This is a genomic window from Mycolicibacterium sp. XJ1819, from assembly GCF_053483675.1.
In genome coordinates this window covers 136,075-149,066 of record NZ_JBEFST010000014.1, presented here as the reverse complement: position 1 = coordinate 149,066, position 12,992 = coordinate 136,075, and the positions used below count along the sequence as shown (strand labels likewise).

The window sequence follows — 12,992 nt, the reverse complement described above, 5'->3', positions numbered from 1 at the left end:
TCCCAATCTTGTCAGTCAGAATGGCATTCTAACAGACAAGATCAGGGATTCCAGGGTGGTGGCGTCAGACGATTTTGGCCACCGCGGCGAGCCGATCCCAATGCTGGGCCGGGCTGCCGAACAGCACCTCGTCGGTGCGTGCGCGCCGCACGAACAGGTGTGCGGCGTCCTCCCACGTGAACCCGATGCCGCCGTGAATCTGGACATTGGCATGCGCGGCGTCCCGCAGCGCCTCCGAGCACACCGCCTTGGCCATGCTTGCCCGCCAACATGATTCGTCGGTGGCACTGCCATCGTGTGATTCCAGGGCGGCCTGCGAAGCCGAGCGGGCCCATTCGAGATTGACGAGCATGTCGGCGCATTTGTGCTTGATGGCCTGAAAGCTGCCGATGGGTCGGTTGAACTGCTCGCGGGTGGACGCATATTCGGTGGCGATCTCCAACACCCGTTCACACGCGCCGACCTGCTCGGCGGAGAGCACCGCAAGCGTCATGTCGATGGTTCGGGTGATGATCTCGTCGACCGGTCCATCGCCGGACAGTCGCAGCGCCGCGGCGCGTTCGAGCGTGATCGTCGCCATGGGCCGGGTGCCGTCCAGAACGTTCTCCTGCTGCACCGACACCCCCTCAGCGGCCGTGGCGAGCAGGAAGATCGCGATCTCACCGTCGACGATGGCGGCCACCACGACGTCGTCGGCCGCGGCGGCGTTGAGCACATGTCGCAACCGGCCGGTAAGCGCCCATCCGTCGGAGGTCTGCTCGGCGGTCATGGTGACCGCATTGCGCCGCCACAGGCCGCCGTCACCGGTCAGCGCGGCGGTGGCCGTGCGCTGACCCTCGACGAGTGCGGACAGCCGAGAGTCGGAGTCGGGATCGCGGTCGCGCATGTCGACCAGCAGGCCGGTCGCGAGCACCGCCGAGGCCAGAAACGGGACCGGAGCCAGCGAGCGTCCCAGTTCATGGGCGATGACGCCGAGCGCCGACGGCCCGTATCCGGCGCCGCCGAGATCTTCGGGCAGGCCGACTCCGGCGACCCCGACCTGGGTGCACAGCACCTGCCACAGCTCTCCGTCGAACCCGGGCTGTCGGCCTTCGCCGTCGTAGGCCACCGCGCGTACTCGCCCCTCGGGGGCCAGCCGCTCACAGGCCGCACGCACGGAATGCGCCAGTTCGTAACGTTCGTCCTTGGTCAGCTGGGCCGGCTGCGTCACTGTCTGCCTCCTGAGATCTGCTCGGCGAGCTCACTTTTCGCGACCTTGCCCAGGCCCGTCAGCGGAAAGTCGTCGACCATGACGAGCCGCTCGGGCCATTTCTGTTTCATCAATCCGCGCTGGTCAAGGAACGCGCACATCTCGTCGAGAGTGATGTCGCGCTGCGACGCAGAGCGCTTGACCACCGCGCACACCAACTCGCCACGCACCTCGTCGCGCTGCCCGAGTACCGCGACCTCGTCGATGAGCGGATGGGCGAGCAGTTCGTTCTCGATCTCGTCTGGTGCGATGTTCTCGCCCTTGCGAATGATCAGGTCCTTGATCCGGCCGGTGACGACCAGGCGACCGTCCGGGCGCAGGTGCCCCCGGTCGCCGGTGCGAAACCAACCGTCTGCGGTGATCGACGCCGCCCACTGCGCCGCCTCCACGTAACCGGGTGTGACGTTGGCACCGCGCAACTGCACTTCACCGTCGGCTCCGATCCGGATATCGGCACCGGGGACGGGACGACCGCAGCTGTGGATCTGCTGTTCCTCGCTGTCGGTGGCTTCGCTGACGCACACCATCGGCGCCTCGGTCATGCCGTAGGCGTGCACGATCGGCACCCCCATGTGCGTGCGCACCTTGCGGTGCAGCTCGGGCGGACAGTGTGCGCCACCGCCGATCAGCATTCGCAGGGTGGGAACGAGCGGTTCATCGCTGTCTGACGCGAGCTGTGCCGCCAGCAGCATCTGGTAGAAGGCCGTGCTGGCGCCGGTGACGGTGACCCGGTGCGCGGCCAGTACCTGGGGCAGGGTGCGAGCGTCGACCTTGGGCACCATCACCACCGGAAAGCGACCGATGAGAGCGCAGGCCAGATAGACGATTCCGCCGATGTGGGCGACCGGGAAAGCGATGGTGCCGATCTCGTCGGGCCGATCCCCCAACCCCAGATGCTCGACGTACCCGTGAGCGGCGGCGGTCAGCGACGCATCGGTGTGCCGGACTCCCTTCGGCCGGCCCGTCGTGCCGGACGTGAAGTAGATCCACCGTGTCTCGTCGGGGGACCGCGTGACGTCGAGTTCGGCTGGGGGAGTGGCAGGCATCGCCGACAGCACATCGAGAAAGTCGTCGGGCAGCACGACGACGGATGCCCCGGGCGGAGCTTCGGCCTTCGTCGTCCCATCGACGATCAACACGTCCGCGTCGGCCACCTCCAGCGCGGTCTGGACCTCTCGCCTGCGGTAGAGGTGCAGGATCGGGGCCTGGGTGACCGGTGTCCGGGCGAGCGCGAGCATCAGCACCGCGGCCGCGGAGTGGGAGGGCAGGTGCCACGCGACCGTCATACCGGGGCGCACTCCGGCATCGGCCAGCCAACGGGTGCCCGCGCCCGCCATCCTCGCGACGTTGTCAACCGTCCACCCGGCACCGGCGGTGTCGCGCAGCAGCGGGTCACCGGGCCGCTCGCCGGCAGCGGCGTCGAGCAGCCCGGCGATTGTGCCAACCGTCACTGCAGAGCCTCTCATCCGCCTAAGCTTTAAACATTTAACCAATTTTGAGCGCCGCGCTCCACTTTTTGGGATTTCCTCGCGGTTTGGTGGTCTTCACCAGCCTGATCAGGCGAAACGCTCGGAGAACCGGGTCAGATAGGTCTCGGCGGCCGCAACAGACGTGGCATCGACATGCAGGATGGCCCTGGTCGCCCCTGCCCCTGCCATACCGGCCAGGTAATCCGCGAGTTCCGCCACCGCGGCGGCGTCCTCGAAATTCACTGTCGGCGCAGCGACCTGGATTTCGACGGTGCCGGGGTCACGGTCCGCGGCAACCAGCAGGCCGCGCAGTCTGTCGGCTGCACGGGCGAAGCTGTCCACCGAGTCGATGGCTGCGGTGCGGACCGACGACGTCACCGACGCAGGCGCGACGACCGGGCACCACCCGTTGCCGTGCTCGACCACGCGGCGCAGCGTCGCCGGACTGTTGCCGCCGACCCAGATCGGTGGATGCGGCTTCTGCACTGGCGCATCGAGATGCAGGTGCGCGTCGGGCTGGGTCCAGATCCGACGAAGTGCCGCCAGCGACTCGTCGAAGAGCTTGACCCGATCGTCGAAATCCACTCCGAGTGCGGCGAACTCCGACGGCAGATAGCCCGCGCCGACCCCGGCGATCAACCGGCCCTCAGAGACGATGTCCAACGACGTCAACGCCTTCGCCGCCAGATAGGGGCTGCGGAAGGGCAGCACCAATAGATGGGTGACCAGCCGAATCGACGTCGTCGCCGCCGCGAAGAAGCCCAGTGCGACTGCCGGATCGAACGTGTCATGGCCGCCGGCCCGGCGCCACTTCGCCGACGGCGCAGGATGTTCGGCCACGGCGATCGCGTCGAAACCCAAGGCTTCGGCGCGACCCGCGATCGCGCGCATCACGCTCGGCGTGCGGAACTCCGGGTGGGCATTCGCGACGTCGCTCGGATACTCGACTGTGAATTTCAGCATCAGTAGATCGACCCGGTTCCACCGCCGTCGACGTGCAGGTTCATCCCGTTGAAGAAGTCCGCGCTCGGACTGGCGAGCATCGCGACGGCGTATGCGACGTCCTCGACCTGCCCGATCCGGTGCACGGTCTGGCCGGTGCCCTTCAACACGTACTCCGCGGCGCGGTCGATGTCGTCACCCCAGCCGCGTTTCTCGGCGAAGGTGGTCAGGAACTCACGCAATCCGTCGGTCATGATCATCCCGGGCATCACGGTGTTGACGGTGACCCCGCTGCCCGCCAAGGCTTTCGACAGCCCCATCGACATGTTGATCATCGCGGCCTTGGACGGTCCGTAGTCGGGCTGGCCGGACGTCGGGATGATGCCTGCCGCGGAAGCGATCTGAATGATCCGCCCCCACCCGTTCTCCTTCATGCCTGGGGCCAACGCGTGGATCAGATACCCCGCGGAGAGCACGTTGCGCCGATAGGTGACCTCCCACTCGTCTACCGGCAGCTTGAACCACGACTGGATGCCCGTGTCCGACGCTCCGCCCGCGTTGTTGACCAGGATGTCGATCCCGCCGAACGCAGCGGCGGCGGTCTCCGCCACCCGTGTCGCATCCTCTTGGCTGGACAGGTCTCCCGCGGCCATGTCGGCGCTTGCCCCGCTGTCTCGGATCGCGTCGCGCACCGCGGACAACCGTTCGACGTTGCGCCCGTGCACCACCACCGACACGCCCTCGGCCGCCAGCATCCTGGCGATGCCGGCGCCGATACCCGAACTGCTTCCCGTGACGAGCGCGCGTTTGCCCTCCAGCCCGAGATCCACTCTTGTTCTCCTAGTTCACGAAATCACGGATGGCCGCGGCGGTTTCGGCCGGCCGGTCCAGCATCACGTAGGTCGCGCTGCCGTCGACGACGTGCAGCGTCGCGTTCGGGAAGTCGTCGACCAGGCGTTGCGCGTGGCTGACCGGAAACAGTTGGTCGCTGTCACCCCACAGCATCAGCACCGGCTTGGTCCAGTTCTTGATGGCTGGTTCCGCCCCTGTCGTGTGACGCGGATGCAGCGCGGCGGTGAAGCGGACCGCCTCACGCCGTACCGCGGCCGAGTGCATGAACCCACCGAAGATCGGGCCGTGGCGGTCGGTGGCAAGGCCGTTCCGGGTGACCGCGCGGACGAAGTAGGACCGGCCGGGACCCGTGGCCAGCAGCCGCAACATCGCCCCGCCCGCCACGGCGCTGATGCGGCACAGCTTGACCAGTGGTGCGAACGACTTGGGCGGAAAGTGTTCGTAGCTGTCGCAATTGGTGAACACCAGCCGACCCACCCGGTGCCAGCTGAGGTCGGGATCGCCCAGCGCGGAGAGCACGATGCCACCGCCGCTGTCGTTGGCGATCAGCGTGGCGTCGCCCAGATCCAGCGCGTCGAGCAGTCCACTGATGCGACGACCCGCGGCTTGTACCCCGAGATCCGCCTGCGATCCGACCGGATCTTGCTGCGCCCCGAACGGCCAGGTGGGTGCGATGCATCGGTAGCGCTCCGAGAGCACGGCGATGACGTCGTCCCACAACCGGCCGGTCACGTACGCACCGTGCACGAAGACCAGCGGGGGACCGGAGCCGACGTCGGTGTAGGCGACGGGCACGCCGTCGAGGACGACACTGGACGCGGCCATGAAACTATCTCGTCAGGATCGCGACGGCCGCGGTCCCGGGTGATCCGTACAGCTGGGCGAGCGCGACCTTGGGATTGTTGGGCACCTGGCGGTCTCCGGCGGTGCCGCGCAGTTGTTGGACCAGTTCGTAGACCTGCCGCAGCCCGGACGCGCCGACGGGCTCCCCGTTGGCCAGCAGCCCGCCGTCGGTGTTGATCGGCAGCCGGCCGCCGATCTCGGTGGCTCCGTCGTAGAGCAGCGCCTCTTGCTCGCCGTCCTTGCACAAGCCGGTTTCGGCCATGTGGATGATCTCGGACCCGGAGTCGGTGTCCTGCAGTTGCGCGACGTCGATGTCCTCGGGTCCCACCCCTGCCTGTTCGTAGGCGGCCTTGGCCGCCTCGGCGGTGGTGCCCGGCACCAGCGGGAGCTCGATGGAGGTGCGCAACAACTCGTAGGCGCCCTCCTGGCGACTGCGCAGGGCGGTGGACTTCAGGTATATCGGGGTGTCGCTGTACTTCTTGGCGTCGGCGGCCCGGCAGACGACGACGGCCGCCGCGCCCTCGTTGGGATTGCAGTACATGTACTGGCGCAGTGGTGCGTTGACGACCGGCGACTCCAGGATCGCCTCGACGCTCATCGCCTTGCGCCGCCAGGCGTGCGGGGCGAGCGCGCCGTTGGAGAAGTTCTTGGCGGCCACGCGGGCCAGGGTCTGATCGCTGATGCCGTGATCGTGCATGTAGCGCATGATCTTGGTGCCGAAGTAGTGGGTGGTCAGGAACATGCCCTGATCGCCGTACCACTGCGGCAGCCCGGCCACCGCCGGATCGGCGCCGAACGCGCCGCGCGGGTGCTTGTCGAGTCCCACGCCCACGGCGATGTCGGCCTCGCCGAGTGCGACGTCACGTGCGGCCAGGGTCAGCAGCGAGTTCCCCGTCGCACACCCACTCAGCGTCGCGCGCGCCGGCAGGCCTGTCATCCCGACCAGGCCGGTGACGGCCTCCGGGTTGGCCACCTCGAGGCTGCCCGCGTACAGGCTGCCCACGTCGGCCCAGTCCACGCCGGCGTCGCGCACTGCCCGGCCGATCGCGACCGCACCCATCTCCAGGGCGGAGCGGTCGGCATACCTGCCGAAGGGGTGGATGCCTACGCCGATGATCGCGATGTCGGGTTCGGTCATGCTGCTCCTTGGACGTCGGTCGGCACCTAGCCGCTGAACACTAACTCTATAACTATATATCTGATTCATGGCATAATCGCCCGGACCCGGTACGACTGGTGAGCGAGGACTGGCGGCGTTGAGCATTGCACTGTTGTTGGAAATGGCCGTGTCGGGCGATCCCGACCGGATCGCGGTCGTGGACGGCGATATTCGCCTGACCACGACGCAGCTCAGCGAGGCCGCGGAGCGGGGCGCGGGCGTCATCGCCGGTTCCGGGGGTGAACACGTCGCCTATGTGGGCACCGGCGGCGCGATGCTGCCGGTGCTGATCTTCGGTGCGGCGAAGGCCGGTGTGCCGGTCACCCCGCTGAACTACCGGCTGAGCGCCGACGGTGTCCGCGCGCTCGTCGAGCGGTTGCCCGCACCGTTCGTGGTGGCCGACGCCGAGTACGCCGACGTGGTCACTGGACTGGGCAAGACCGTGATGACCTCCCAGGAGTTCTGGCAGGCATCCCAGAGCGCCGAGCCGGCAGCCGAGTTTCCCGACGCCGACGACGTCGCGATCGTCCTGTTCACGTCCGGGACCACTTCCCAGCCCAAGGCCGTCGAGCTGACCCACAACAATCTGACCAGCTATGTGACGACGACCGTCGAGTTCGCCTCGGCGGCCACCGACGATGCGGCGCTGGTCTGTGTGCCGCCCTACCACGTCGCGGGGGTGGGCGCTGCGCTGTCGAACCTCTACGCCGGGCGCCGCATCGTCTATCTGCGCAAGTTCGAACCGCAGGACTGGTTGCAGTTGGTGCGTGACGAACGGGTGACGACCGCGACGGTGGTGCCGACGATGCTCGACCGCATCGTCACCGCCCTCGACGGCAAGCCCGCGCAGCTGCCGACCCTGCGCAACCTTGCCTACGGCGGGTCGAAGGTGGGTCTTCCGTTGGTCCGCAAGGCTGTCGAGTTGTTCCCGGAGGTGGGGCTGGTCAACGCCTACGGGTTGACCGAGACCAGTTCGACCGTGGCGGTCTTGACGCCTGAGGATCATCGCCTGGCCTACGGCGCGGCCGACGAGGCGGTGGCGCGTCGACTCGGATCGGTCGGCAGGCCGGTGCCGGGCGTGGAGGTGCAGATCCGCGACGAGAACGGCGCCGTGCTGCCGGTGGGGGCGACCGGTGAGCTGTTCGTGCGGGGCCCGCAGGTGTCCGGTCGCTACACCGGGATCGGTTCGGTGCTCGACGCCGAGGGATGGTTTCCCACCAAAGACGTGGCGATGCTCGACGAGGAGGGCTATCTGTTCATCGGGGGACGCTCCGACGACACGATCATCCGCGGCGGCGAGAACATCGCGCCGTCGGAGATCGAGGATGTGCTGATCGAGCATCCTGGTGTGCACGACCTGGCCGTGGTCGGAATGGACGACGAACAGTGGGGCCAGATCATCGTGGCGGTGGTGGTGCCCGAAGCCGATGTCGAGCTGACCGCGGACGAGCTGCGAGACTTTTGCCGGACGCGCCTGCGGGGCTCACGAACGCCTGACCGCATCGTGTTCCGCAACAGCCTGCCGACGACAGCCACCGGCAAGGTGCTGCGCCGTGACATCATCGACGACCTGTACGAAAATGCAAGGAGTACCACATGATCAAGAACGGAACCAGGCTGCAGAGCCAGGTGTGTGACACCCAGGTGATCGTCGTGCGGGCCACCGACGGCCTCGATGATCTGCGCTGTGGCGGGCATCCGATGCTGCCGTTGGACGCCGAGAAGTCGGCGGGCCTGACGTTGGATCCCGGGTTCTCCGAGGGTAATGCGATGGGCAAGCGCTACGTCGACGAAGCCGGTGCGGAGGTGCTGGTGACCAAGGCCGGCGCCGGCACGCTGAGCATCGGCGCCACACCGTTGGCGCTCAAGGAAGCCAAGCCGCTGCCGGCCAGCGACTGAGCCTGCGAAGCGTTACCGCAGATAGGTGTAGCCGCCGTCGACCATCATCGTGGTGCCGGTGAGGTAGCTGGCGTCGTCGGAGGCCAGGAACGCGACGACGCGGCCCACATCCGTTTCGGGATCCCCGATTCGACCGAGCGGCACGTCGGGTAGTAGATCCTCACTTCGAGACAGCCCGAACTGATCCTCGAAGGTGTTCAGGCCAGGCGTCTCGGTGAACGGGCACAACGCGAGGGCCCGGATGCCGTAGCGCCCCCACTCCGAGGCGGCCACCCGGGTCAGGGTGCGCATGGCTTCCTTCGCCATCGCGTACGCCGCCATGCCGGGCGGAGCGGAGATCCCGACGCCGGAGGCGACATTGACGATGAGCCCGCGGGATTGACGGAGTGCCGGAAAAGCCGCCTGCATCAACCGAAACGCCGCCATCGGCCCGGTCCGCCAGGACTCGTCAAGGTCTTCTGGCGCAAGTTTGCGGATGGGACCGTAGTTGAAGCTCTGCGCGGAGTGCACCAAGACATCGAGGCGACCCCACGCCGCTACCGAACTCTCCACAGCGCGGACGACGTCGTCAGGCTCGTTGACGTCACACGCAACGGCGAGCGCCATCGCGCCGCGCTCTTCGATCTCGGCCACGGTGTCCTCGCACCGCTTCAGTGTTCGGCTGGCCACCGCAATCGTGGCGCCCTTGTCAGCCATGGCCAGTGCGATTCCGCGGCCTACCCCACTGCTCCCGCCGGTGATCAGGGCGACCTTTCCCGCTAGCGACGTTCCCATCTATTGGCCCTTCTTCGTCGAATCTGTCAACCCGCTTGCAGTGCGCGCAGGATGAAACCGGTGATCGCGGTGGCTTCCGCGCGGGAGACGGTGGTGCCTTCCAGCACGTGCGATTGCATGACCGAAAGGGTGAGGAAGAAGCCCGCACGCGCATCTGCGCGGGGGTCCGAACTGTGGAACTCACCGGTCGCGACGCCGGCCGTGATGGCGTCGGTCAACATCTCGATCAGCTTGAGCCCCACCGCTCGATACGACTCCGGGTACAGGCTGTTGAGGCGTGCAGCGTGGATCAGCAGGGGCCGCCCGAGCGCCGCGATATCGGGCTGCGACTGGTCGAGGACACCCCGTACCCATGCACTGACCTTCCGGCGCGGCCCGCGAGCGCCGGCCATCGCATCGGCGATGTGCGCCGACAACTCATTGAACAGATCTTCGAGCAGCACCAGCAGGAACGTTTCCTTGCTCTCGAAGTGCCGGTAGAACAGGCGGGTTCCGACGCCGGCCCGGTCGAGGAGTTCGCGAAGGCTCAGGTCGACGCTTCCGGTGTCGCGAATCAGATCCTTGGCCGCCTGCAGGAGATGTCCGACCGCGGCGTCCGCCGCATCGCGGCGCTCTGAAACGCTGCGCGCCACGGCCTGATCGCGCAGTGAGCCGGGGTGCGCCATCGGTGTACCTTCCTTGACAACGGCGTATACGTATGCGAAAACGGTGTTGTCACACCGTACACCGGCGGCAGCGATTTCGCGAGAGGGCAGGCGACGATGACAGACGGCATCAGCCAACTGCTGGATCGCGAGGAGATTCGCGACGTCATCTATCGCTATGCCCGTGGGATCGACCGCCGCGACTTCGAGCTGGTGCGCCAGTGTTATCACCCCGACGGGATCGACCGGCACCCCGGTTTCACCGGCGCTCGTGACGACTACATCGAATGGCTGCGAAACATCCTGCCGCGCTATGCGTTCACTGTTCACTTCGTGGGAAATGTGCTGGTTGAAACCGACGGTGACGAGGCCGCCGCCGAGTCGTATACCGTCGCATACCACGCGTCCGCGGAGGATGTAGACAACGCGCGGGAGAACTTCATCGCCGGTATCCGGTACGCGGACCGCTTCACGCGCAACGGCCGCGGTTGGCGAATCGCCGAGCGCACCGTGATCACCGACTGGGTGCAGCCGTGGCAACCGGATCGTCGGCGGGCCGAGCGCTTCGCGCCGAACGGCGGCCCCTGCATGACGACTACACCTACGCCTTGGGTGTTACCGCACGGCGGATCTGAACATCGGAGGGCGGCATCGTGAAATGGGGCATCGTCTTCTCCAGCACCGGGTTTCCCGACCCGGACAGCGCTGTGGCTCTCGGGCAAGCCGCCGAGGAAGCCGGCTTCGAATCATTGTGGGCGCCCGAGCACGTCATCATGCCCAAGAGTCCTGACGCCACCCCCTACCGTGGCTCGACCGACGGCAGCATGTCCCGACTGGGCCGCCGCGGCGGCATCCCCGATCCGCTGATCTGGTTCGCCTACGTCGCCGCGGCGACGTCTCGGATCCGCTTCGGCACCGGCGTGATGATCTTGCCCGAGCACCAGCCGGTGGTGGTCGCCAAGGCCGCCGCCACGCTCGACCACTTGAGTCGCGGCCGGCTGATGCTGGGTGTGGGCGTCGGCGAGTTACCGGAGGAGTACCAGGCGGTCGGGATGAACTTCCACGACCGCGGTCGTCGGATGGACGAGTACATGGACGTACTGCGCCTGCTCTGGAGTACCGAGACCGCTTCGTATGACGGCCAATACGTCCAGTTCGACCAGGTCGAATGTCGACCCTGGCCGGTACGCGGATCGATCCCGCTGCTGGTGGGCGGAGCCTCCGACGCCGCGATCAGCCGAGCCGCCGTCCGCGGCGACGGATACTTCCCGTTCATCTTCCCCGGCCAGGATCCGGAGGTGGAACTGCCTCGGCTGATCCAGCGTGTGCGCGCCGAGGCAGAAGCGGCCGGCCGGAATCCGAATACGTTGGAGATCACCGCCGGCGGGGCGCGCACGGTTGACGACGCCAAGCGCTATGCGGATTTCGGCGTCGACCGTCTGACCGTGGCCATTCGTGCGCGCACGGTCGGCGACATGCGCGACGAGGTCGCCCGGTTGGGCGACGAACTGGTCGGGCCGACGACCGACGTGTAGGCCGCAATCCGATTTTGCGCACGCTCGCGTCGGGCCGAATACTCTTTTGTCTCTTACGTTTCTGTGGTCACATATGCGGCGCCGAGTGTGCGGCTATGGCGAGATTTCGGCTGATTTTTCGCCGTGGTTGCACGCTCGGCGAATCACCTTGGAGCTTGGCCAGAATTGTCGGTGGCTCGAACTAGTGTTCGAGTATGAGTTCGGATCGAGCGTGCACCGCAGTGGCCGCGATGACTGCGGCCTATCGCGAGCTGGCGGCCGCCGATCTGGATTCGCTTAGCCATCGCGAGCTGCTCGATCTGCAGACTGAGTTGGAGGTGTTGGCTCGCACGCTTCCCACCCAGTCGCATCGCATCCTTGCCCGCCTCGTGGCCGAGGCGTCGCCGGCCGAGTTGGGTGCCAAGTCGATGCGCGAGGTGCTGACCGGTCGATTGCGGATCTCGCAGAACGAGGCGCGTCGGCGGTTGGCCGAGGCGGCCGATCTGGGCCCGCGCACAACGCTGACCGGTGAGCCGCTCGAGCCGATGCTTGCGGCCACCGCGGCGGCTCAAGCCTGCGGCGCGATCGGCTCCGAGCACGTCAAGATCATCCGTAAGACGCTGGGCAACCTGCCTCACTGGGTTGATGTGGTCACTCGTGGGCAGGCCGAGGCGTCGTTGGTGCGCGCTGCGGTCGGGCTGGGTCCTGACGAACTGCGAAAGGCTGCCGAGCGGCTGTTGGCGTTGATCGACCAGGACGGGCCGATGCCCGACGACACTGAACGGGCCCGCCGTCGCTGTCTGAGCATCGGTAAGCAGGGTGCGGACGGGATGAGCGAGATCCACGGCCGGTTGGATCCGCAGGGCCGGGCGACCCTGGAGGCGACGCTGGCCAAGTGGGGCGCACCGGGGATGTGCAATCCCGACGACGAAGCGCCGTGCACCAAGGGCACGCCGTCGCAAGAGCAGATCGACAACGATCAGCGCACGGTCGGCCAGCGCAACCACGACGCGCTGGTGGCGATCGGGCGCAGCGTGTTGTCCTCGGGGGAGTTGGGCCAGCACAACGGGTTGCCGGCCACCATCATCGTGTCCACCACACTGGCCGAGTTGGAGCGGGGGGCCGGGTGTGCGGTCACCGCAGGTGGGTCGCTGCTGCCGATGGCCGATGTGATCCGGTTGGCCTCACACGCCCATCACTATCTGGTGGTCTTCGACCAGCACACCCGCCTCCCGCTGTACCTGGGGCGCTCCCGGCGCTGCGCCTCGGCTGCGCAACGGATCGTGCTCCTTTCGCGCGACCATGGGTGCACCTTCCCCGGCTGCCCCGTGCCCGGTTATGGCACCCAGGTCCACCACATCACCGGCTGGAAGACCAACGGCCGAACCGACATCGACCAAGAGGTGTTGGCCTGCGGACCGCACAATCGGCTGGCCGAACAGGGTTGGCAGGTACGTATCCGCCGCGACGGCAGCGTCGAATGGCGACCCCCACCGCAACTCGACACCGGCCAAAACCGCGTCAACACCTACCACCACCCCGACCGGATCCTCAAAGAACCCGACGAACACGGACCAATCCCACCGGACAGTTGACGCCCCGGTCGCAACGTTTAGGGAGCCCGCCGCGCTCCACCGGTGCGGCGGT

General features: G+C 67.2%; 13 protein-coding genes. 5 read left to right on the top strand and 8 right to left on the bottom strand.

Annotated elements, in window-relative coordinates:
• Window positions 1–64: 64 nt before the first annotated feature.
• The 6 genes from ABQE89_RS17140 to ABQE89_RS17115 form a co-directional block, all read right to left on the bottom strand.
• On the bottom strand, window positions 65–1,210 hold the full coding sequence (locus ABQE89_RS17140) for an acyl-CoA dehydrogenase family protein (RefSeq protein WP_448418685.1): 1,146 nt from the start codon (window positions 1,208–1,210) through the stop codon (window positions 65–67).
• Entirely contained in the window at window positions 1,207–2,700 is a 1,494-nt protein-coding gene (locus ABQE89_RS17135) for a class I adenylate-forming enzyme family protein (protein WP_448418683.1), read from the bottom strand. The genes ABQE89_RS17140 and ABQE89_RS17135 overlap by 4 nt, the downstream gene beginning before the upstream one ends.
• A gap of 105 nt (window positions 2,701–2,805) precedes the next feature.
• Window positions 2,806–3,678 (bottom strand): TIGR03619 family F420-dependent LLM class oxidoreductase, encoded by an 873-nt coding sequence (locus tag ABQE89_RS17130; RefSeq protein WP_448418776.1) that lies wholly within the window; start codon window positions 3,676–3,678, stop codon window positions 2,806–2,808.
• 2 nt (window positions 3,679–3,680) lie between these two features.
• The gene (locus ABQE89_RS17125; RefSeq protein ID WP_448418681.1) at window positions 3,681–4,490 is read right to left on the bottom strand and encodes an SDR family NAD(P)-dependent oxidoreductase; all 810 of its coding nucleotides are present in this window, start codon (window positions 4,488–4,490) and stop codon (window positions 3,681–3,683) included.
• A 10-nt stretch (window positions 4,491–4,500) separates the two neighbouring features.
• The gene (locus tag ABQE89_RS17120) at window positions 4,501–5,337 is read right to left on the bottom strand and encodes an alpha/beta fold hydrolase (protein WP_448418679.1); all 837 of its coding nucleotides are present in this window, start codon (window positions 5,335–5,337) and stop codon (window positions 4,501–4,503) included.
• Between the two features lie 4 nt (window positions 5,338–5,341).
• Complete coding sequence (locus ABQE89_RS17115; protein WP_448418677.1) at window positions 5,342–6,493, bottom strand: thiolase family protein; 1,152 nt, start codon at window positions 6,491–6,493, stop codon at window positions 5,342–5,344.
• A 142-nt stretch (window positions 6,494–6,635) separates the two neighbouring features.
• Here ABQE89_RS17115 and ABQE89_RS17110 point away from each other — a divergent pair, with 142 nt between their 5' ends.
• Together ABQE89_RS17110 and ABQE89_RS17105 are read left to right on the top strand one after the other, a co-directional pair.
• Window positions 6,636–8,114: a class I adenylate-forming enzyme family protein gene (locus ABQE89_RS17110; RefSeq protein WP_448418675.1), complete on the top strand. Its 1,479-nt coding sequence runs from the start codon at window positions 6,636–6,638 to the stop codon at window positions 8,112–8,114.
• On the top strand, window positions 8,111–8,413 hold the full coding sequence (locus ABQE89_RS17105; RefSeq protein WP_448418673.1) for a hypothetical protein: 303 nt from the start codon (window positions 8,111–8,113) through the stop codon (window positions 8,411–8,413). The genes ABQE89_RS17110 and ABQE89_RS17105 overlap by 4 nt, the downstream gene beginning before the upstream one ends.
• Before the next feature lie 12 nt (window positions 8,414–8,425).
• Here ABQE89_RS17105 and ABQE89_RS17100 read toward each other — a convergent pair whose 3' ends face one another.
• Complete coding sequence (locus tag ABQE89_RS17100; protein WP_448418671.1) at window positions 8,426–9,187, bottom strand: SDR family NAD(P)-dependent oxidoreductase; 762 nt, start codon at window positions 9,185–9,187, stop codon at window positions 8,426–8,428.
• A 26-nt stretch (window positions 9,188–9,213) separates the two neighbouring features.
• A complete protein-coding gene (locus ABQE89_RS17095) occupies window positions 9,214–9,852 on the bottom strand; it encodes a TetR/AcrR family transcriptional regulator (protein ID WP_448418669.1) in 639 nt (212 codons plus the stop codon).
• Window positions 9,853–9,948: 96 nt separating this feature from the next.
• Between ABQE89_RS17095 and ABQE89_RS17090 the strand changes: the two genes are divergently transcribed.
• From ABQE89_RS17090 to ABQE89_RS17080, 3 genes are all read left to right on the top strand, one after another.
• Entirely contained in the window at window positions 9,949–10,488 is a 540-nt protein-coding gene (locus ABQE89_RS17090; RefSeq protein ID WP_448418667.1) for a nuclear transport factor 2 family protein, read from the top strand.
• Window positions 10,485–11,366, top strand: a complete 882-nt coding sequence (locus ABQE89_RS17085) for an LLM class F420-dependent oxidoreductase (protein ID WP_448418665.1) — start codon at window positions 10,485–10,487, stop codon at window positions 11,364–11,366. Before ABQE89_RS17090 ends, ABQE89_RS17085 begins: the two co-directional genes overlap by 4 nt.
• 194 nt (window positions 11,367–11,560) lie before the next feature.
• The gene (locus ABQE89_RS17080; RefSeq protein WP_448418663.1) at window positions 11,561–12,940 is read left to right on the top strand and encodes an HNH endonuclease signature motif containing protein; all 1,380 of its coding nucleotides are present in this window, start codon (window positions 11,561–11,563) and stop codon (window positions 12,938–12,940) included.
• Window positions 12,941–12,992: the final 52 nt, after the last annotated feature.

Bases quoted from the DNA above. Each gene is read 5' to 3' on its own strand.
- ABQE89_RS17110 (WP_448418675.1), top strand. From the start codon at position 6,636: ATGGCCGTGTCGGGCGATCCCGACCGGATCGCGGTCGTGGACGGCGAT.
- ABQE89_RS17100 (WP_448418671.1), bottom strand. From the start codon at position 9,187: ATGGGAACGTCGCTAGCGGGAAAGGTCGCCCTGATCACCGGCGGGAGC.
- ABQE89_RS17090 (WP_448418667.1), top strand. From the start codon at position 9,949: ATGACAGACGGCATCAGCCAACTGCTGGATCGCGAGGAGATTCGCGAC.
- ABQE89_RS17115 (WP_448418677.1), bottom strand. From the start codon at position 6,493: ATGACCGAACCCGACATCGCGATCATCGGCGTAGGCATCCACCCCTTC.
- ABQE89_RS17105 (WP_448418673.1), top strand. From the start codon at position 8,111: ATGATCAAGAACGGAACCAGGCTGCAGAGCCAGGTGTGTGACACCCAG.
- ABQE89_RS17120 (WP_448418679.1), bottom strand. From the start codon at position 5,337: ATGGCCGCGTCCAGTGTCGTCCTCGACGGCGTGCCCGTCGCCTACACC.
- ABQE89_RS17095 (WP_448418669.1), bottom strand. From the start codon at position 9,852: ATGGCGCACCCCGGCTCACTGCGCGATCAGGCCGTGGCGCGCAGCGTT.
- ABQE89_RS17080 (WP_448418663.1), top strand. From the start codon at position 11,561: ATGAGTTCGGATCGAGCGTGCACCGCAGTGGCCGCGATGACTGCGGCC.